The organism is Microvirga sp. BF8, from assembly GCF_059888585.1.
In genome coordinates this window covers 2,861,674-2,881,452 of sequence record NZ_CM187619.1, presented here as the reverse complement: position 1 = coordinate 2,881,452, position 19,779 = coordinate 2,861,674, and the positions used below count along the sequence as shown (strand labels likewise).

Sequence of the window (19,779 nt, the reverse complement as noted above, 5' to 3'; positions counted from 1 at the left end):
GCCAAGGCGTCAGCCCTTCAGCCAGGTGGTACGGACGTAGGAGCGGATGTTCGCGGCCAGCGGAACGTAACCCTCGACATAATTCCACCAGATCTCCCAGCGCAGGGGATATTGATAGATCTGCAGAATGTATGCCTGGTCGGCGATATACTTCTGGATCGCGAGGTTCTTCTGCGCACGCTTGGAACTGTCGGTCTCGGTGCGCGCTTCGGCCATCATCCGGTCGAGAGACTCGTCGGCGATGCCCATCGCCTTGCCGAACTTGCTCTGCGAGTTGACGTACTGGAGGATGGCGTCGGAATCCGGGGTCCAGGACAGCGCCACGGACAGGAGGGTTGGCCAGGTGCCGGCGCTCCAATGGTTGAGCAGGGGCGCCGTCTCCATGGGCACGAGCCTCACCTTGATGCCGGCGGCCTGCCATTGCTGCTGGAGGATCTGTGCGCACGCGACATCGAGGGGGTTGGCGGCGACGACGATGTATTCGCCGAGATCGAGGCCGTCGGGAAATCCGGCTTCCGCCAGCAGCGCCTTGGCGGCTGCGGGGTCGGGCTTGTAATAGGGCATCTCGCCGACGCCGTCATAGCCGCCCACCTGGCTTTCCGGGATCATCGCGCCGACCTTGCCCGAGCCGCCCAGGACGGTCTGGAGGCATGCCTGCCTGTCCGTCGCCAAGCTCAGCGCCCGCCGCACCCTGACGTCATTGAGGGGAGGTGCCTTCATGTTGAGCCAGACCGGGAAGGTGCGGGACGTCTGGCCCGGCGCCGAGACGAAGTCCTTGGAGGCACGTGCCATCAGGGCCGCCACCTTGGGATCCTTCAGCCAGGTCATGTCGATGGTCTTGGATCGCAGTGCCGAGGAGAGCGTCGCCTGATCCTTGTAGAACTTGAACACGACCTTATCGAGATAGGGCTGCCCCTCCTCGAAGTACTGCGGATTGCGCACCAGCGTGAACTGCTGGTTCGGCTGGTAGGACTCGAAGATGAACGGGCCGGTGCCGACCGGCTTGGTGACCAGATCCTCGACGCCCTTGGGCACGATGGCACCGTCCGGATTGCTCGCCAGATAGCTGAGGAAGGCGGCGTCGCGCGATTTGAGCGCGAAGCGCACCGTGAAGGGATCGACGATCGTGACGCTCTCGATGCCGGCATATTGGGCACGCAGGCGGCTGGCCGTTGCCGGGTCGAGGATGCGGTCGAAGGTATGTTTGACGTCTTCGGCGCTGAAATCCTTGCCGTTGTGGAATTTCACACCCTGACGAAGCTTGAACACATAGGTTCGTTCGTCCGGCATCTCGTATCCGGTGGCAAGGTCAGGCTCCACCTGCATCTTGGCGTTCCAGCGCAGCAGTCCGGAATAGAGGAGGGCGGTGAAGTCGTTGGAGGAAAACGCCGTCACCGTCGTCGGGTCGAGGCCGATCGGGTCCGCATCAGCGCCGATGCGCAGCGTGCCGCCGCGTTTCGGTGCCTCGGCCCCGGGAGCCGCCGCAAAGGCGGAGGGGCAAGCGGCCATCACGCCGCCGGCGAGCCAAAGACGGAAGAAATGCCGGCGGTCGAGCGCAAACGCCGTGTCCGGCAGCGTCGAGAAATCCTTGTCCTTCGTCACACGAGCTTCCCTTCTTGCTTGGCGCCCATCGTGCCGGCGGAATGCGAGATCACTTGCGTCTCGCAGTCGGCCGGGCCGAACGCCTGGAACGGTTCGTCTCCGTCGTGGTCCAATTCCCGCGCACCGGCTGAATCGACGAACGCGCGGAACCCTCTGCGGAAGGCGTCCTATATGGTAGAACGCGCTCTTGCTTTTCTCGTTACGGAAAGATTAGGTTCAAACGCGCGAATGCGTCAATACGTTCATGAGAGACCTGCCAAAGAGACTTGCCGGGTTCTTGTGTCCTCTCCGTTCGGTGAGTCGATAGTCGTTCAATAATATGGTATGTGCGCGGAAACCAGGAGGGTCATATGCAGTCGGTTGCAGGTGACGACGGCATTTCCGCGGACGGGCTGGGAGCTGTCGGCGAGGCGCGCATCCAGTCCATTGCGCGGGCAAAGGCCCTGCTCGACGTGATGGCGGACGGCGGCTGGGTCTCGCTTCGTGACCTCGCATCCCGCACGGGCCTCGCGAAGACGACAGCATTCAATCTCGTCAAGGCGCTGGTCGACACCGGCCTCGCCGAGCGGAACGCGCAGGCCGGCGCTTATCGTCTCAGCCTGCAGCACCTCGTCTACGGGCGTGCCGTCGAGCGTCGGCTCGACGTCAGCGCGGTGGCCCGTCCGCACCTCATTGCGGTGTGCACGCTGACCCGTGAGACCGTGAACCTCGCGCTGCCTGGTCCGGCCGATGCTGTGATCGTCGACAGTCTCGAGGGAAGCCACACGCTGCGCGTCTCCTCTTATTCGGGAACGCGCGCTCCCTATCACTCGACCGCCTGCGGTCGTGCGCTGCTGGCCTGGCAACCGCGACATTTCCGCCAGTTCATTTACGGCAACAGCACCCTGGCTCCGTCGACGCGGCACACGATCACCGATCCCGAAATGCTCGAGGACGTGTTGGATCGCTGCCGCCGCGACGGCTGGACCGTGGAGATGGAGGAGAACGAACTCGGCAGCGCGTGCATCGCCGCGCCGATCTTCGGAGCGTCGGGGGAGGCGGTCGCCGCCGTGAGCATCGCGGGCCCGGCGGCGCGCTTCGACCCTGACACTATTTCGCGCTATGGCGATGTCCTTCTCACCTACCTGCCGCGCATCACCGCGGATCTGGTCGGGAGGCCGAGCGCTTAAGGGCACCGTCAGGTGAACGAGCTAACAGTGCGAAAGTGGAACGAACCTTGGGCCGGCCTCGGTCTTCGGCTGTCGGAGGCAAAAGATCTGCTCCAGCCACTCCAGGTGCGGATGATCGAGGGCAGATCGAGCAGAGCGCCGCCCTGGATCGCAGGTGTTGTCATTGCGTTTTGACGCGCCCGCTCCACGATCATCGGCAGCGGGTCATCCGGATCCTGCCCGGCAGGATCACGCGGCAATCATAAGTATCTGATGAAGAAGCGGCCTCCGTACCGGATACCGAGGCCGCTCCTTCACGTTCCGTCGCAAACCGTTCAGAAGCTGAGCATTGCTTGCTGCCTGAACACGCTACCACGCGTTTGTCTGTTTCCTGCCTGCTCTTCCGACTTGCGACGCGCCCTCAGATCACGCCAAGTGCGCGCATGGCCTCGGCCACGCGCTCAAAGCCGGCAATGTTGGCGCCCAGCACGTAATTCCCAGGCGCGCCATAGCGGTCTGCAGTCTCGGCACAGATGTCGTGGATGTTGTGCATAATCGTCGCCAGCCGCCCCTCGGTCTCAGCGAAGGTCCAGCTGTCGCGCGAGGCATTCTGTTGCATTTCGAGCGCAGAGGTGGCCACCCCGCCCGCGTTCGCGGCTTTACCGGGGGCAAACAAGACCTCAGCCTCTTGGAAGATGCGCACCGCCTCGGGAGTCGAAGGCATGTTCGCGCCTTCGCCTACCGCAAGCACACCGTTCTCCACCAGCTTTTTGGCATCTTTCCCGGTGAGTTCGTTCTGGGTCGCAGACGGCATCGCGACGTCGCAGGGCACATCCCAGATCGAGCCGCCTTCGACGTAATGCGCGCCCGTGCCCTTGAGCCGCGCGTACTCGGAAATACGCCCGCGACGGACCTCCTTGATCTCCTTGACCAGATCGAGATCGATGCCGTTCTCGTCGACGACATAGCCGTTCGAGTCCGAACAGGCCGCAATGATGCCGCCGAACGCGATGATCTTCTCCATCGTGTAGATTGCCACATTGCCGGAACCGGACACGATCGCGCGCTTGCCGTCGAAACCAGTTCCTTTTGTCGCCAGCATCCGTTCGACAAAGGAAACGGCACCATAGCCTGTTGCTTCCGTTCTCGCGCGCGAGCCGCCATAGACGAGGCCCTTGCCGGTCAGAACGCCGGCCTCGTAGCGGTTCGTCAAGCGCTTGTACTGGCCAAACATGTAGCCGATTTCGCGCCCGCCCACGCCGATGTCGCCGGCCGGAACATCGGTATATTCACCGAGATGGCGGTAAAGCTCGGTCATGAAGGACTGGCAGAAGCGCATGATCTCGCCGTCCGAGCGGCCGCGCGGATTGAAGTCGGAACCACCCTTGCCGCCGCCGATGGGCATGCCCGTCAGTGCGTTCTTGAAGGTCTGCTCGAAGCCGAGGAACTTGATGATGCCGAGATTGACGGACGGATGGAACCGGATGCCGCCCTTGTAGGGCCCCAGCGCCGAGTTGAACTGGACCCGGAAGCCGCGGTTGATCTGGACTTGTCCTTTGTCGTCGACCCATGGAATACGGAAAATAATCTGCCGCTCCGGTTCGCAGATCCGTTCGATCAGGGCATCGTCGGCGTAATTGGGGTGCTTGGCGATGACACGGCCAAGGCTCTCCAGCACCTCGTGGACAGCCTGGTGGAATTCGGCTTCGCCGGCGTTGCGGCGCAGAACTTCGGCCAGGATGGGTGCAAGTTTCTCGTCCACGGTCGGCAATTTCTGACCTCCAATATGTGAAATGGCATAGTCGTCATGTGTTTGAGAGCCTTACATGAGATAATCCGTGCCCGAAAACCCCAAGAATGGGGTTTCGTCGGCCCGGCATCCGCAAGGTTGTTTTTCCACGAGCTTCCCACGGAGACATTTCATGGAAGGAAAATTCGTTACATTTGAATCTTGGTAGGAGCCGCCAGCCTCGGTCTCTGACGACTGCACAGAGCGCCAGTCAAGGGATCTCCCTAATACGCCTGGCCTCGGCACGAGGACTGGTGCGTCCGGGTCTCCGTCCGGCGGCTTGTCGGCCTCGGACCGGCGCCGTTAACCACGTGGGCAGCACCAGGTGCCAAGGTGCTTCTGTCCTGGAGATTGCGCGGTAATCTCTCCGAACTTGGCCTTCGAGGCTGCGGGTTACCATTGTCGGGGGCACGATCCATGAGCACCAGCCGGCGTTTCCTCCTTGCTTCGTCCTTGGCTCGACTGATCCAAACGGAACGGGGAGGGCAGAGGATCCTCGAAGGCTATTTCCCGGAGCGGGATGGCCGATGCCCCTGTGTGCGTCTTGATGGACGCATCGGAAGTATCATTTTGACCACATATGGATCCAATGGACCTGCGGAGGAAGCCGCAGAGATTCCGCCGGCCCATGCCGAGGCACTGCTGGCCGTCACGGCGGGCGAACTGGAGTACTTCCGGGCCTCTTTGCTCCTCGACAGCTACGAAGCTCAGGTCTGCCGGTTCGTGGTGCCCAGTCGGTTCGACCTGATCGATATGACGTTCGAGCACGAGCAGGAGGCAGGAGAGTTTCAGCCGCCGGCATGGTTCGGACCTGAGGTCGGTACGGATGCGCGCTTCCGCAATCAATCCCTGGCCCTTGCACGGCTGGCACCGATGCCGGACCTGCCTCTGACGGACGAGGCACTCAATGCTCTTCTCGACGTCTTGGAAAACCGGCGATCGTCGCGCCATCGCACTTGGCTGAAGGAGCGCGCCGCCTCCTAGGCGGTGATTGCGCTGACGCCAATTCGCGAAAGCGACCGGAGGATCAATCGAAGCCTCACGTTGGGATCGATTGATCTCCCCCCGATTGGATGGATCCCAGCTAGCATGCTCTTTGCTCGGCCATTTCGAGCGTGATTTGCAGTACCAGTGCAGAGACAGCACGGCGTTCGCATCCGGAAAGCGGCCTCGATGTTGTCATTGTCAAGCGACGCGCCAGCCACGGCCTCGCAGGCACGCGCGCAGGTAGTCTGCATTCACGCACCAGCCAGGATCTCTCACCAGCAATGCTGATGACGGCAGCATCTCGGACGACACGGTAATCCCGCGCTTGGGAAGTATCTTCGCAGTGAGCCGAAAGCTTCGATCGAACCTGAGATACAATCACTCCGCATGAGCGGTGATCTGAAGCAAAAATCGACGGCACTTGTCGCATGGCGGTCCTGGTCATGCCATCGGACGAGACTCGGAGACTCCGACCGAGCACGGTGACGTCCGATGGTTCCGCCGTGTCTTGCGAGTTTGGCTTTGCCTTTGAACCACCGACAGCAACACGGAGCAAGTCCGATGGCGCTACAAGCTATCGGAGGAATGCTAAGAAAGGCGGTGGGCTTCGAGCACGGCACGGTCGAGCGTGACGCCCAGGCCCGGTGCCTGCGGCACGGCAAGCCCGCCGTCAACAAGGTGAAAAGCGCTGCCGACGAGCGGCGAGCAAAGGGCGTCGCGCAGCGGATTATCGTAGACCATGCATTCGAAGCTGCGGAAGGTCTCGGCGGCAGCGGCGAGGTGCAGGCTCGCGGCGACGCAGATCGCGCCGGACCAGCCGACATGGGGCGCATAAGCCACATGGTGAGCCGCGGCCAGCTCCGCGATCCGCCAGGTTTCGGTAATCCCGCCAGAGCGGGTGACGTCAGGCTGGATCATCCCGAGGGAACGGTCCTCCAAGGAAATGAGAGCCTCGGCCGCCACGTAGTCGCTCTCCCCCGCCGCAAGGCGGATCGGCAGATGCTGCGCGAGCCTGCGATAGCCGGCGCGGTCATGCGGAGCGATCGGTTCCTCGAAGAAGTCGTAGCCGAGATCCGTCAAGGCCCGTCCGACGGCGATAGCCTCGTCCACGTCATAGGCCCAGTTCGCGTCGACGCCGAGCAGCGCCTCAGGAGCGAGTCGGCGGATGAGGGCCGCTCGGGCGACGGCATCCTTCACCGGGCGGCCGAGCTTCACCTTGATCTCGCGAAAGCCGAGCGCAAGAGCATGGCCCACCTCCGCCTCGGCAGTGGCATCGTCGAGCCAGTTGATGGAGGAGGCATAGGCGTTCACGTGGGTGCGGCCCATGCCGCCGAGCAAGCGATGCACCGGCTCCCCGGCAATCTTGCCGGCGATGTCCCAGAAGGCGATGTCGAGGGCAGCGATGGCTTCGACCAGTTGGCCGCCCGGCCGCCCTGTGAGAGCCCCCCGCATCAGCCGCCACAGGCGGCGACGGTCGCGGGCATCCTGCCCGATCAGGCGCGGTGCCAGGACCTCGCTGACAAGTGTCGCATAGCCGCGGGACCCCCGGCGAGCAAGACCTTCGCCGATGCCGACGATTCCCGTTTCCGTTTCGACCTCGACCACGAGGATCTCGACCGCGGGAAAATCCCCCTGTGAGGTCCGCTGTGCTTTCGGCAGCGTGACCCGCAAGGGGTGGGCGCTCACCCGGCGGATGCGCCCGGTCACATCTGCGCCGGGAGAAGCGTCGCCGAAGGGCTCGTTAGGAGAGACGGACATCGCGCAGGTCCTTCCGGGGACTCAACTCTTCAGGTGGATGGTGACGAGGACGGTTGTGGTGCTCCCCTCCGGCAAGTGCGCCGACAGGCGCAGCCACGTGCCGAAATGGGATATTCGCGCGAAGGCCACCGCATCCTTCTCGGTCGGGAGAGTGATCTCCGTGCCTTCCGCCACCCAGTTCATGCCGTCCGGTGAGATTTCGACGCGCGCCCGTCCTTGCGTGCCCGCAGGCGCCTTGAGGGAGCGGACAAATATGATCGCCTCCTGCGCCCAGCCGGCCTCATAGGGCTCCGTCGCCGTCTGGCCGACCCAGGTTTCGTTGCGTGCGACGATCGCGCTCGTGCTGGTGCGCATCAGAAATCTCCCGAAAGACAGGCGGAATCGAGATAGAGAAAGGCGCGCTTGTCAGTATCCGTCTCGGCAAAGAACGCCAGATTGAGCATGCACCAGAGATTCTTCATCGCCGGCAGGCGCAAAGAATCGAAGCCCGCCATATCGAAGATCCTGTCGTTGCAGCGGAAGCCCGTGCAGGTCATCGAGGCGAGGTCGAAATCGAACCGGATATAGTGCCAGTTCACTTTGGTCGGGATTTCATTGTAGCAAAGTCGCTGATCGCCGCCGGGGAGATCCTCCCAGTCCTCGGGAGCGAGGTGATAATGGCTGATCGTCTTGTTCTCGGTGCCGAGCGGAATGATCGGTACGGAGCGACGCTTGAACTGCCAGCGCTGCACGTGCTCGCCATCGCTTGCGTTGAGGAAGCGGAGATGCGGCATAACCCGTTCGCCGCCCGCGCCGTGCCGGTCGCCGACCTGGAGGTCGAAGAGAAAGCCGAAGGAGCGGATATCGGTCTCCGAGAGCTTGAGCTCGGTGGCCTCCGGCTTGAAGGTCACATAGGCCTCCAGGCGGATGGGGCCGGCCTCGCGGAAGGTCAGACGCTTGATCGCCACATTCTGGGCCCCCCGGCGCGGCCGCGTGGCAATTTTCAAAGCGTAGTTGCCGTCCATGGCGTTGTGGGAGCCTGCATCCCAATGGGCGAGACTGGAGAGCATGGGCGAGGTGTGCTGCGCATAGCCTGGAAGCATGGAATCGAGGCTGCCCTCGTAATTGCCGACGAGCTGGGTCCAGCCGCAGAAGCCGCGATCGAAATCGTCCAGGCAGATGATCCGCGGCAGGGGATCGAAGCGGCTCAACGCCGGGTCCGCCGAGCTCGCCAGCGGGTGCGCCGTGGGGGGATGGCCTGGCATCGATCAGTTCTCCTCAATTCTCTTAATCCGGACGGAATGGGTTTCGATCAGCCCTTTGTCGCGCCGGCGGTGAGACCCGCGACGAGATGTTTTTGCGCGAGTACGACGAAGAGGAGGATGGGCAGGAGCTGCACCGTCGACGCGGCGAACAGAACGCCCCATTCGACCCCCTCGACCGCGCCGATCATTTCGGAGATCACCAGGGGCGCGGTCTTCGCCCGTGTGGTCGTGAAGATGAACGCGAACAGGAACTCGTTCCACGCATAGACAATGACGAAGACCGCCACGGCCACCATGCCTTGCGCCGAAAGCGGCAGGATGATCTTGCGCAGGATCTGTCCGCGAGTCGCACCGTCGATATGGGCGGCCTCGTCGATTTCCTTCGGAATCTGATCGATGAAGGTGCGCATCACCAACGTGCCGAGGGACACGAAGAAGGTGGCATAGAGCACGATCAGGATAAAATGTGTGTCGCTCAGGCCCAATGCGTTGACGGCGGGAAACAGCGGCAGCGTGATGACGATTGGCGGAATGAGCCGGATGAAGATGAGAAAGAATGCGCTGCCCGCCAGCAGGCGGTGGCGGAAGCGCGAATAGGCGTAGCCCGCCATCGCACTCGTCAGGACGGCGAGGAGGGTCGCACCCACGGTGACAATGAAACTGTTGAGCAGGCCGCTGAAGAAGTCGCCCCAGCGAGAAACGAGCGCCGTATAATTGGCGAGCGTCGGGGTGAAGGCGAGCCGGGGCGGCACCGCGAAGATGTCCCGATCCGCCTTGAACGACGACAGGAAGATCAGAAGGATCGGCACGAGCGACCAGGCGAGCACCGCCATCACGGCCACGATCTTGAAGAGGGTGCGGGGAATCGATCTACGGCGCATAGGTCGCGAACATGTCCCTGTAGAGGCGGCGGAGATACCACAGCGCGAGGATCAAAGAGGCGAGCACGAGCAGCCAGCCGGTGGCGGCCGCCTCACCGAAGGCGTTGTAGCGAAACGCTTCGAGATAGAGATAGACTGCCAGGACTTCGGTCTGTCGCGCAGGACCGCCGCCGGTGAGGAGCCAGACCTCCGAGAACAGGCGGAAGGCGAAGATGTATCGGAACAGCACCGCGATCAGGATCGCTGGCATCAGAAGGGGCAGAGTCACGCGCCTGAATTGCTGCAGCGGTGTGGCGCCGTCGACGTCCGCTGCTTCGTAGAGTTCACCCGGGATCGCGAGCCGGGCTGCGTAGAGAATGACGAAGGTGAAGGGCAGGTGCAGCCAGATGCTGAGGAGGGCCACGAGAATCAGCCCGTGCGTCGGGTTGATGGCCCATTCCAGCGGCGGCAGTCCGAGTGCTGCAAGGGCTTGGCTGGCGAAGCCGACATCGAGGTCGAACAGGTAGCGCCACATCACGACGGCGCTGACCTCGCTCACCGCATAGGGTGCCAGAACCGCCGCGAGCAGCAGCGGGGTTGCCCGCAGACCGCTGGCGAAGAGGAGCGCGACGCCGAGGCCGAGCAGAAGCTCCACATGGACGACGATGAGGACCACCAGGACGGTGTTTCCGAGGGCGCGCCAGAAATAGGGATCGCCGAGAACCCGGACGTAATTGTCGAAACCGATGAAGACCGGTTGCTGACCAAAGGATGATTGCGTCAGGCTGAGCCAGACCACGTACAGTGCCGGCACGAAGATGATCGCGGCGATGAGAAGCTGCACCGGTGAAATCAGGAGAAGCGCCGGCCAGGGCGTGGGGATCCGTCCCGGAACCCCGGATGCAGCCCGCAGCGATGATGCCCGACCCGCCTTCATGCCCATGCCGGGGTGGGATTTAGGGTGGTCATCATGCGCATGGGGGTCATGGCGGAATCATCCGGTCGCAGGAGGGCGCGATCGCCAGGGCAATCATGTAGTAAAATTAAAAAACGCTTTGGCTGGATGTCAAGTTTTCTCTTGAAATTGGGCATTTTCCTGTAACAATTCTACAGCGTCGTCGGAAAGGCGCCGACAGTGGATACGCCCGGCGGTCCGGCGGGTGCAGCATAAAAACGGACGCGGCACGCAGCGCATGCAGAACACGGATCGGGAGGAGAGCATCATGGTCGTGACGAGACGAGACATTCTGGCGGGCGGCTTGGCGGCAGCGACGCTACCGGCTTTCGGGGGCACGGCCCGCGCCCAGAGCAAGCAGATCAACGTGTTCGCCCACCGAGTGCTGCAGAACGTATCCAATGGCACCAAGGGTGGCGACGTTACGCAGATCTTCACCAAGGCGACTGGCGCCTCCGTCAATTGGGTGACCTTCGAGACCGGCCCGCTGCACGACCGGCTCTTCCGCGAGGCTTCCCTTGGGGAATCGACGGTGGACGTGGCCTTCATCCTCAACACCTACGCGACGCCCAGGGTCTCTTCGATGTTCCAGGCGCTCGAGCCCTACATGGCGAAGGATCCCATCCCGGACACTGACGATATCTTCCCCGGCCTGATGAAGGGCGTCACGCTCAACGGCAAGCTTTTTGCGATGCCGTTCCGGCACGCTTCGACAGGGCTTCACTACAACGAGGAAATCTTCGCCGAGCGCGGCATCAAAGGGCCACCGCAGACGATCGAGGAATTTGTCGAGGTGGCGAAGAAATGCACCTATACCCGCCCCGACGGAACGCCGGTGGTCGGCATGATCCTGCCGGGGGTCGCCTATCCGGAGGTGATCGCCCTGGCACGGGCATGGGATGCGGATTTCATCACGCCGGACATGAAGGTGGTGGCGAATGCCAAACCGATGGTCGCGGCGTTGACGATGATCCGCGACCTCTACACCTCGGGCGCGATTCCGAGGAACCTGACCGGCATGAAAGCCGAGGACGCCAATACCTGGATGCAGAACGGCCGGGCCGCCATGGCGGCAAGCTCCATGAGCCGGAATGGCCTCTACAACGACCCGGCAAAATCGCAGGTCGCTGGAAAGATCAAGACGACCTTCTTCCCCGTCGCGGCGGAACTGAAGGGCAAGTACGAGGTCGCGCCGACGAAGGTCGAGTTCTGGAGCATGGCGATCCCGAATAATTCCAAGAACAAGGACTTGGCTTGGAGCTTCATCAAGGCGATGTCCTCCAAGGAGGCCGCGCTGGCCGCCGCGCTCAACGGCAACGGCCCGGTGCGCAGCTCGACCTACGACGATCCGCGCATCAAGGCAGAGCTGCCCTATGCCGAGGCGGAGCGAAAGGTCCTCAAAGTGTCGCGCGTCCCGCTGCCCGCCTTCGACAATGCGGCACGGGCCGCGGACTTTTTCAAGGAGGAGGCCGAAGCAGCGGTGCTCGGCATGAAGAGTCCGCAGCAGGCCATGGACGATCTGACCGCGCGGGTTCAGAAGCTCATCGGCTGATCAGCGAATCCCGATCGACGTCCTCGCCCAGATGGACGAGGACGTCGCCGGGCTCCACGATAGCGGGCACGCGGCGGCACAGGACCACGCCGCCAGCGGCAAAGACGATCTCCTCCGGTGGCCGGTCGGGACGCTCGGGATCAGACAGGCGCCCGGCCAGGTCCCCGGGAGCGACTTCCTGACCGAGGACGAAGGCTGGTTCGAACAAGCCCCGTCCGGGAGAGCGGACGAAATGTGCTGCCTCGACGGCGAGGAGGCGCGTTCCAGGTGTCCCACCAGCCGGTTCGAGTATCCCCATATGTGCCAGCGCCCGCATGAGGCCCTGTTCGGCCAGTGCCACGGTCTCACGCGTGACGCCGCCGCCGCCGCCCAGCTCCGTCGCCATGGCCACTACGCCCTGCGCGAGGGCGGTGGCGACCAGGGTGCCGCGCGCCTCGGGACGTCGCACGACGGCCGTTGTCGGAGCGCCGAACGCCATCAGCAGGTTCAGGACCCGTTCCGCGAGCGCCGTGTCAGGCGGCAGCCGGCCGAAGGCGCAGGGCAGATAATCGAGGGTGCTGCCGCCGCTATGGAAATCCACGAGGAAATCCGCTTCCGGCAGCAGGAGCCGTGTGATGCCTTCGGCGAGCTGGCTCGTTGGTCCGCCTTGCGCGTCGCCAGGAAAGAGACGAGCGAGGTTGCCGCCGTCGAGAGGAGACGTGCGCCGTCCCGCCAGCGCCGCCGCCGGATTGACGCACGGAAGGATGATCACGCGCCCGCTCACCCTTTCCGGCGCGAGGCCGCGGGCGAGCGCGCCGAGCACGATCTGCCCTTCATATTCATCTCCATGAACGCCCGCGGTCACAAGGGCCGTCGGGCCGTCGCCATTCCGGATGACGATGACGGGAACGACGATCTGCCCATAGGCAGAACGATCGTGCGACCAGGGCAGGCGCAGAGCGCCGAAACTGCGTCCCGGGCGGTCGAGTGGAAGGTCGAGACGGGCCGGTCCCGCTTGTGCGCTCATGCGGCCCGATCCGTCCGGAAGGCGGAGGCGTGGGCGAACAGGCCGGGCGTGCCGCCCGAATGAATGAAGACCACGGAATCGGTCGGCCGTACCAAGCCGGACCGCAGCGCCGCCTGGAGGCCCGCGAGCCCCTTGCCCGTATAGACGGGGTCGAGCAACAAGCCTTCCGTCCGCCCGGCAAGCCTCACGGCGTCAATGCTGGCCGCGGAGGGTTTGCCGTAACCCGGGCCAATCTCGCTGTCGACGATGTCGAAATCCTCGGCCTCCAGCCGGCAGGCAAGGCCAAGCCGGGCTGCCGCCTCGCCAGCGGCGGCGACGATCCATGACTTGAGCCGCTCCGCAGGCTGCTGCGCACTGATGCCGATCAGCCGGGTGGTGCAGGAAAGATGCTTGAAGCCGAGCGCAAGCCCCGCCAGGGTCAGTCCGGATCCGCAGACTGAAACCACCGCATCGGGAGTTCCCGGGCCGGCTTCTGCATCATGCAGCAGTTCCGCAGCGCCCGACATCCATCCGGCAATGGCGGTCGAGGCACTGACTCCCGTGAGTTGAACGATGAACGGCTTTCTGCCCTCTCGCTCATATCCCTCGGCGATGCCCGCAAGCTCCCGCGCCACCTGGGGATCCCAAGGGTCCGTGACCCGCGTGAAGGTGACGGTGGCGCCGAGAATTTCGTCGAGCAGAAGGTTGCCGACGAGCGCCGTACCGGTGGCCGCCCGCAGATGCAGATGGCAGCCGAGACCCAGTTTCGCGGCGGCCCCGGCGAGGGAGCGGCAGAAGTTGGATTGGCTGCCCGCCGTGGTGACGAGGATGTCCGCGCCGGCTGCCAGGGCCTCGGCGAGAATGAAGTCGAGCTGGCGCAGCTTGTTGCCACCCAGCGCATAGCCCGACATGTCCTCTCGTTTGATCGATAGCCGCGCCGAGCCGAGGGCGGCGGCGAGCTTGGGTGCTGGTTCGAGCGGCGTCGGCAGGCGGGACAGCACCAGGCGGTCAAGCCCGGTGGTGGCATCGCGGACAATCTGCGTCATGGCTTGAAATCTCGCACGCCGATCAATTCCAGACCGACGCATTGCGCCTCGTTCCAGGTGTGTGTAGATTAATTACATGTGAGGTCGAGTCAACCCGTGCACGGTCGTCAGGCGGTGGCAAGGCCAAATTTTATGACAAGCATTCGCATGTTCCATCATAAGTAAAACGATCCAGAAGCGGAAACATGAATGATCGGTAGTCCCGAACAAAGATTGAAAGAATGCCAGATCGTGCTTCCGTCTGTGCTAGAATCCACAAAGAATTACATTCATACGAAACAATCTGGGAATCTTTTATATATTTCAGGCCAATTATGCTTCGGGCCCGATGGAAAAATTCCACCCCAGTACATAGGGAAGGTAGGGAGTAAAGTTACGGTCTCGGATGGATATGCCGCTGCGCGCCTATGCCTTCTGCACGTACTAGCCCATGCCCGTCTCGCTGTCGGCTCCCTCGATGCGGTCAGGGAATGCATCCGTCTCGGCGGCTTCGTCAACGCTGAGCCCGATTGCACAGATCTCGCGGCGGTCATGAACGGTGCGTCCGATGCGATGGTCGAGATCTTCGGCGAGCGAGGTCGCCATTCCCGCACGACGATCGGCGTTGCGACGCTGCCGCTGGGATCTTGCGTCGAGGTGGAGGCGATCCTAGAAGTCGCGGCGCCGTGACAGAGCGGCTTGTGGATGGAGGGGGGTATGAAGCCTGAGGCCGTCGCAGATCCCCTCCCGGGCACCAATCACTTCCTCGAGAAGCTTGCCGCCCAACGGGCGCAGCTGTCCCCCTCCGAGCGCAGGGTTGCCGATTTCGTGCTCGATCATCCAGAGCAGGTCATCCGCATGTCGATCGCGACGCTCGCGGAAACGGTCGGCGTCAGCCAGCCGACAGTGCTGCGGTTCGTGCGCGCGCTCGGCCTCCAGCGTTATCCGGAACTGAAGCTGCTCACCGGCCAGAGCATCGTGTCCGGCACGCCCTTTCTGCACAGCGAAGTCGCTGCAGACGACTCGCTCGACACCATCGTCGCGAAGCTTTTCGACTCCAGCGTCTACGTGCTCAATTCAGTCCGCCAGTCCATCGATCAGGCGGCGCTCAGGAATGCCATTGAGATGCTGCACAAGGCGAGACGGATCGATTGCTTCGGAACAGGAGCAGCAAGCATCCTCGCCATCGAGGCACAGCACAAGCTGATGCGTCTCGGCATTCCGGTCGTGACCTATGGCGACACTCATCTCCAGCGCATGGCGGCGGCCACCTTGCGCCCGGGCGACGCGGCCCTGTGCTTTTCCCATACGGGCGAGGTGCGGGACACGGTGAAGATGGCGCAGAAGGCCCGCGAGGTCGGGGCGTCTGTCATTGCCGTGACGCGGCCCAATACGGCGCTCGCCAGCGCTGCCGATGTCCTGCTTGCGGTAGACGCGCAGGAGAATACCGAGGTCTATGCGCCGATGACCTCCCGCGTCGCCCATGCGGTGCTGATCGATGTGATTGCGACAGCGCTGGCCCTGAGTTTCGGCGAGCCCATGCTCATGCGCCTGCGGGAGGTCAAGGATAGTCTTGCCGATCTGCGACTGCCGTCCCGCCGCGATGGCGAGGCCAGCTCATCCCGAAGGGGCCGGAAATGAAGGTCTTCGTTGCCTCTCTCGCGACCGAAACCAATACGTTCTCTCCCATCCCGACCGACCGCGCCGCATTCGAGGATGCGTTCTATGCTCCGCCCGGGCGCCACCCGGACACGCCGACCCTGTGTTCCGCCCCTTTCATTGCGGCCCGTCGCCGAGCCCGCAGGGACGGGTTCACCCTCATCGAGGGCACTGCGACCTGGGCGGAGCCGGCGGGCCTCGTGAGCCGCCAAGCTTATGAAAGCCTGCGCGATGAGATTCTTGACCAGCTCAGGGCGTGCATCCCGGTGGACATCGCCCTGTTCGGTCTGCACGGCGCGATGGTCGCGGACGGCTACGACGATTGCGAGGGTGATCTGCTGACCCGTGCCCGTGCCATTGCAGGGCCGGATACGGTGATCGGCATCGAGCTCGACCCCCATTGCCATCTCAGCGACGCCATGGTTGCGGCCTCCACCGTGATCGTCACCTTCAAGGAAGTGCCTCATACCGATTTCCTCGAGCGCGCAGAGGATCTGGTTGATCTCACCCTGCGCACGGCACGGGGTGAGATCGCGCCGGCCATCTCGGTTGTCGATTGCCGCGCCATCGCCAATTTCATCACGAGTCGCGAACCGGGACGCTCGCTGATCGACCGGATCAAGCGACTGGAGGGGCAGGGCGGGATCCTCAGCATCTCCGTCGTTCACGGGTTTCCCGCTGCGGATGTGTACGATGTCGGCACAAAGATCATCGTCGTTTCCGATGCTGCTCCCGAGACGGGCGAGATCCTCGCCAGCAGTCTCGCCCAGGACATTCTCGGTTTCGGAGGCAACCGCTTGCCGCCGATGCCGTCGCCTGTAGAGGCTGTGGAGGCGGCGCTTGCGATCGAGGGCGGGCCGGTGATTCTTGCCGACCGCTGGGATAACCCGGGCGGCGGGGTGGGCGGGGATAGCACATTCCTGATCCATGAATTGCTGAAGCACCCGGGGACCCGCGCGGCGGTCGGGGCGCTATGGGATCCGGTCGCGGTGCAGTTCTGCCTCGCTGCGGGAGCAGGGGCACAGCTGGCCCTCCGTATCGGCGGTAAAGTTGCGCCGAGTTCCGGGCCGCCAGTGGATGCCAGGGTGGAGATCTTGGCCGTGACGCCCAATCTTGTCGTGCCCTTCGAGCAGAGCCTCGTCTCGCTCGGTGCCGCCGCTGCCGTCCGGATCGGTGAGCTGTCCGTGGTGCTGGCGTCGAAGCGGGTCCAGACCTTTCATCCAGATGTCTTCCGCAACCTCGGCATTGATCTCGCTGTTCAGAAGGTCGTTGTTGTCAAATCGGCCAGCCACTTCCACGCGGCTTTTGCTCCCATTGCCCGCGAGATCATCTATGTGAATTGCGGTGGGCCCTATCCGCCAGACCCGGCGAAGATACCTTACACAAAAATTCGCCGTCCGATTGCACCACTCGATCCGATGGATACGCCCGGGGTCGGACCAGGGTTGGAAAAGACAAGGAAAGCATGAGTTTTAAGGGGCGGTCAGGGGGGCTGGCCTCGCGCCGGTGGTGTCACCTAAACCTGCGCATGAAAGCGAATTGTGCAGACGGGCCCGCCTAAGCAAGCCCTTCCGCTACAAACATCACACGCTGAGTCAGATCAGCGAGCAGTCAAAATAACGATCCTTCGAACATCACATACCTCCAGAACTTGCGAAGGCCTATATCGAACCGGCATTCGGTAGCAAACGCCACCAGATCGTCCATTGCCATGTCCCTGGTCCTGTTGACGCAACAGCTCTCACGGCCGCGGGAACAGCCCATCCGGTGTTATCGCCAATGCGAAACACCACTGGTATCATGGCAAGAGCGTTGAGACGTCCCGCGCGTTGAGGGACCGGCGGCGGACGCGTCAGGGACCTACCCAGCGGATCTCTCCGAGGAGAGACGGCTATGGCAACAGCATGGGTCGAGCGGCGGCTTGCGGCGATCCTGGCGGCGGATGTCGTCGGCTACTCCCACCTCGTCGAGCAGGATGAGGCTGGCACCCTGTCGGCCTTGAAGGACCTGCGACGCGAGGTCATCGAGCCGCTGCTGGCGGTGCACCACGGCCGAATCGTCAAGCTGATGGGCGACGGGGCCATTGCCGAGTTCGGCTCGGTGGTCGACGCCGTGGCCTGCGCGGTCGGCGTGCAGAAGGGCGCAGCGGAGCGGCAGGCCGATGTGCCGGCCGAGCGCCGGATCGTGTTTCGCATTGGCATCAATCTTGGCGATGTCGTGGTCGAGGGGGAGGATCTCCTCGGCGATGGGGTCAACGTGGCGGCCCGGCTGGAGCAATTGTGCGAGCCGGGTGGGGTTCTGGTCTCCGGCACGGCTTATGATCAGCTTCAGGGCAAGCTTGACCTGACCCTGAACTTCGTCGGCGAGCAACGGGTGAAGAACATCAGCCGGCGGGTGCGAACCTATCGGGTCCGGCTGGACGGCTCGCGGCCGAGCTTGCGACTTCACGCGCGGCGCTTTCGCAGATGGATCGCCACTGGGGCGGCCGTTCTGGTCCTGCTGGTCATTGGACCCATACTCTGGCTGCGCCCCTGGGAACCACGGCTGGAGCCCGCATCCGTCGAGCGGATGGCACTGCCGCTCCCCGATAAGCCGTCGATTGCCGTCCTGCCGTTCGCAAATCTGAGCGGCGATCCGGAGCAGGAGTACTTCGTCGACGGCATGACCGAGGACCTCATCACCGACCTGTCGAAGGTCGCGGGCCTGTTCGTCGTCGCCCGGAACTCGGTCTTTCCGTTCAAGGGCCGAGCCGTGACCGCGCGTGAGGTGGCGGAGAAGTTGGGCGTGCGCTACGTACTGGAAGGCAGCGTGCGCCGGGCCGATGACCAAGTGCGTGTCAATGCACAGCTCATCGACGCGACCACGGGCGGGTCCCTCTGGGCCGAGCGTCACGACGGCAGCACCAAGGACATATTCGCCGTCCAAGACAAGTTCGTCCAGATCATCGTTCAGGCTTTGGCGCTCAACCTCTCAAACGACGAGCAGAAGGAAATCGGCCGCGGGCAGACAAAGAGCATCGCCGCGCGTGAGGCCTTCCAGCGCGGCTGGGAACGCTATCTCCGCTTTACGCCTGCGGCGAACGCACAGGCGGTGAGCGAGTTGAAAGCCGCGATCGCTCTCGATCCGAACTACGGGAGGGCCTATGCCGCCCTGGCGCTGGTTTATATCTGGGGCTGTGCGTGGGAGTGGAACGAAGCCTTGGGAATGAACGCCAGCCAAGCGTCCGAGACGGCCGACCTCTACCTTCGTGAGGCGAAGTCGCGGCCGTCATCTCTTGCGAATGTCGCCGCGGCGCATCTCAACCTGTACGCCGGGCGACATGACGACGCCTTCGTCGAGGCAGCGCGAGCTCTTGCACTCGATCCCAATGACCCCGAAGCCCATCTCGGCATGGCCTGGGCCATGATCACCACGGGCAAGCCGCAAGCCGGCCTGGAATTCATCGAGACCGCCATGCGGCTCAATCCAAATTACCCCAGCCACTACGTCCTGGCCCGGGGTATCGCTTTGTTTGCGAAAGGCGATCTCGACGAGGCTGCGCGTGTATTCGCAAGGGCGATCCAGGCCGACCCGCAGGCCATCGAACTGGTGCCTCCCCTCGCCGCGACATACGCACGCCTCGGGCGGCGGCAGGAGGCACGCGAACTGCTCTTGATGTTGAAGCCGCGAGCGCACCAATCAGAGCTGGAGTATTATCCGGTTGCCTATCATATTCCGTACAGGTGGTCTGCGGCCGGGTCCAAAACGGAGGAGCGGCTGGCCGACGGCCTCACCGTTGCCGCGTTGCCGATGAAGGTGACGATACCGAGTCTCGTAACCGCTCTGGAACAAGGCACCGAGTTCGAGCGCACATGGGCGGCAAAAACTCTGGGGCAATTTGGGAGCCAAGCTGTGGAGGCGGTTCCAGCCCTGATCCGCGTGCTCGCGGATGGGAAACCTGCCGTGCGCTGGCAAGCCGTCATTGCCTTGAGGAAGATCGGCCCTGCGGCGCGGGCGGCCGTCCCTGCCCTTGCGTCCGTCCAGGATGATGACCTGCTCGGATCCGATGCGAGGGATGCCGTGAAGGAGATCGAGAACAGGTGACCCGTGGCTGAAAGCGCGTTCAGGCTAGGACAATAAGGACGGCTGGCTGCCCTCTCTTCCTCTTCAACTCTCACGTTCCACACAACACCAGAGGACCCGGAGGGTGCCGGGCAAGCCAAATCAGATTTGGCG

At 63.4% G+C, this 19,779-nt stretch carries 16 protein-coding genes; 7 read left to right on the top strand and 9 right to left on the bottom strand.

The genetic code is table 11. From position 1 onward, the window contains the following. Positions 1 to 9: 9 nt before the first annotated feature. The gene (locus AC522E_RS13705) at positions 10 to 1,602 is read right to left on the bottom strand and encodes an ABC transporter substrate-binding protein (protein WP_500746814.1); all 1,593 of its coding nucleotides are present in this window, start codon (positions 1,600 to 1,602) and stop codon (positions 10 to 12) included. Between the two features lie 350 nt (positions 1,603 to 1,952). Here AC522E_RS13705 and AC522E_RS13700 point away from each other — a divergent pair, with 350 nt between their 5' ends. After that, positions 1,953 to 2,771 carry an IclR family transcriptional regulator gene (locus AC522E_RS13700; RefSeq protein ID WP_500746813.1) on the top strand — a complete coding sequence of 273 codons (819 nt, stop codon included), beginning with the start codon at positions 1,953 to 1,955 and terminating at the stop codon, positions 2,769 to 2,771. 400 nt (positions 2,772 to 3,171) lie between these two features. Here AC522E_RS13700 and gdhA read toward each other — a convergent pair whose 3' ends face one another. Further along, positions 3,172 to 4,521, bottom strand: a complete 1,350-nt coding sequence (gene gdhA / locus AC522E_RS13695; protein ID WP_500746812.1) for an NADP-specific glutamate dehydrogenase — start codon at positions 4,519 to 4,521, stop codon at positions 3,172 to 3,174. A gap of 588 nt (positions 4,522 to 5,109) precedes the next feature. On the opposite strand from gdhA, the gene AC522E_RS13690 reads away from it, so the two are divergent. Further along, positions 5,110 to 5,523, top strand: coding sequence for a hypothetical protein (locus AC522E_RS13690; RefSeq protein WP_500746811.1), 414 nt, complete (start codon positions 5,110 to 5,112; stop codon positions 5,521 to 5,523). 591 nt (positions 5,524 to 6,114) lie between these two features. Here AC522E_RS13690 and AC522E_RS13685 read toward each other — a convergent pair. Genes AC522E_RS13685 through AC522E_RS13665 form a run of 5 tightly spaced genes read right to left on the bottom strand, consistent with a single transcriptional unit; the run spans position 6,115 to position 10,232 of the window. Continuing rightward, a complete protein-coding gene (locus tag AC522E_RS13685; RefSeq protein WP_500746810.1) occupies positions 6,115 to 7,284 on the bottom strand; it encodes a mandelate racemase/muconate lactonizing enzyme family protein in 1,170 nt (389 codons plus the stop codon). Between the two features lie 21 nt (positions 7,285 to 7,305). Beyond that, positions 7,306 to 7,638 (bottom strand): hypothetical protein, encoded by a 333-nt coding sequence (locus AC522E_RS13680; protein WP_500746809.1) that lies wholly within the window; start codon positions 7,636 to 7,638, stop codon positions 7,306 to 7,308. Continuing rightward, positions 7,638 to 8,528, bottom strand: coding sequence for a DUF6772 family protein (locus AC522E_RS13675; RefSeq protein ID WP_500746808.1), 891 nt, complete (start codon positions 8,526 to 8,528; stop codon positions 7,638 to 7,640). Before AC522E_RS13675 ends, AC522E_RS13680 begins: the two co-directional genes overlap by 1 nt. Before the next feature lie 47 nt (positions 8,529 to 8,575). Then, positions 8,576 to 9,409, bottom strand: coding sequence for a carbohydrate ABC transporter permease (locus tag AC522E_RS13670; RefSeq protein WP_500746807.1), 834 nt, complete (start codon positions 9,407 to 9,409; stop codon positions 8,576 to 8,578). Further along, a complete protein-coding gene (locus AC522E_RS13665) occupies positions 9,399 to 10,232 on the bottom strand; it encodes a carbohydrate ABC transporter permease (protein WP_500746806.1) in 834 nt (277 codons plus the stop codon). The genes AC522E_RS13670 and AC522E_RS13665 overlap by 11 nt, the downstream gene beginning before the upstream one ends. Before the next feature lie 379 nt (positions 10,233 to 10,611). On the opposite strand from AC522E_RS13665, the gene AC522E_RS13660 reads away from it, so the two are divergent. Then, positions 10,612 to 11,895, top strand: a complete 1,284-nt coding sequence (locus tag AC522E_RS13660; RefSeq protein WP_500746805.1) for an ABC transporter substrate-binding protein — start codon at positions 10,612 to 10,614, stop codon at positions 11,893 to 11,895. Here AC522E_RS13660 and AC522E_RS13655 read toward each other — a convergent pair. Then, positions 11,885 to 12,901, bottom strand: a complete 1,017-nt coding sequence (locus AC522E_RS13655) for a succinylglutamate desuccinylase/aspartoacylase family protein (RefSeq protein ID WP_500746804.1) — start codon at positions 12,899 to 12,901, stop codon at positions 11,885 to 11,887. The genes AC522E_RS13660 and AC522E_RS13655 overlap by 11 nt on opposite strands. Further along, complete coding sequence (locus AC522E_RS13650) at positions 12,898 to 13,926, bottom strand: pyridoxal-phosphate dependent enzyme (protein WP_500746803.1); 1,029 nt, start codon at positions 13,924 to 13,926, stop codon at positions 12,898 to 12,900. The genes AC522E_RS13655 and AC522E_RS13650 overlap by 4 nt, the downstream gene beginning before the upstream one ends. 192 nt (positions 13,927 to 14,118) lie before the next feature. On the opposite strand from AC522E_RS13650, the gene AC522E_RS13645 reads away from it, so the two are divergent. The 4 genes from AC522E_RS13645 (at position 14,119) to AC522E_RS13630 (ending at position 19,647) form a co-directional block, all read left to right on the top strand. Further along, complete coding sequence (locus tag AC522E_RS13645) at positions 14,119 to 14,595, top strand: RidA family protein (protein ID WP_500750691.1); 477 nt, start codon at positions 14,119 to 14,121, stop codon at positions 14,593 to 14,595. A 27-nt stretch (positions 14,596 to 14,622) separates the two neighbouring features. Beyond that, positions 14,623 to 15,546, top strand: a complete 924-nt coding sequence (locus tag AC522E_RS13640) for an SIS domain-containing protein (protein WP_500746802.1) — start codon at positions 14,623 to 14,625, stop codon at positions 15,544 to 15,546. Continuing rightward, positions 15,543 to 17,033 carry a M81 family metallopeptidase gene (locus AC522E_RS13635; RefSeq protein ID WP_500746801.1) on the top strand — a complete coding sequence of 497 codons (1,491 nt, stop codon included), beginning with the start codon at positions 15,543 to 15,545 and terminating at the stop codon, positions 17,031 to 17,033. Before AC522E_RS13640 ends, AC522E_RS13635 begins: the two co-directional genes overlap by 4 nt. Before the next feature lie 424 nt (positions 17,034 to 17,457). Continuing rightward, positions 17,458 to 19,647 carry a tetratricopeptide repeat protein gene (locus tag AC522E_RS13630; protein WP_500746800.1) on the top strand — a complete coding sequence of 730 codons (2,190 nt, stop codon included), beginning with the start codon at positions 17,458 to 17,460 and terminating at the stop codon, positions 19,645 to 19,647. The last annotated feature ends 132 nt before the right edge of the window (positions 19,648 to 19,779 follow it).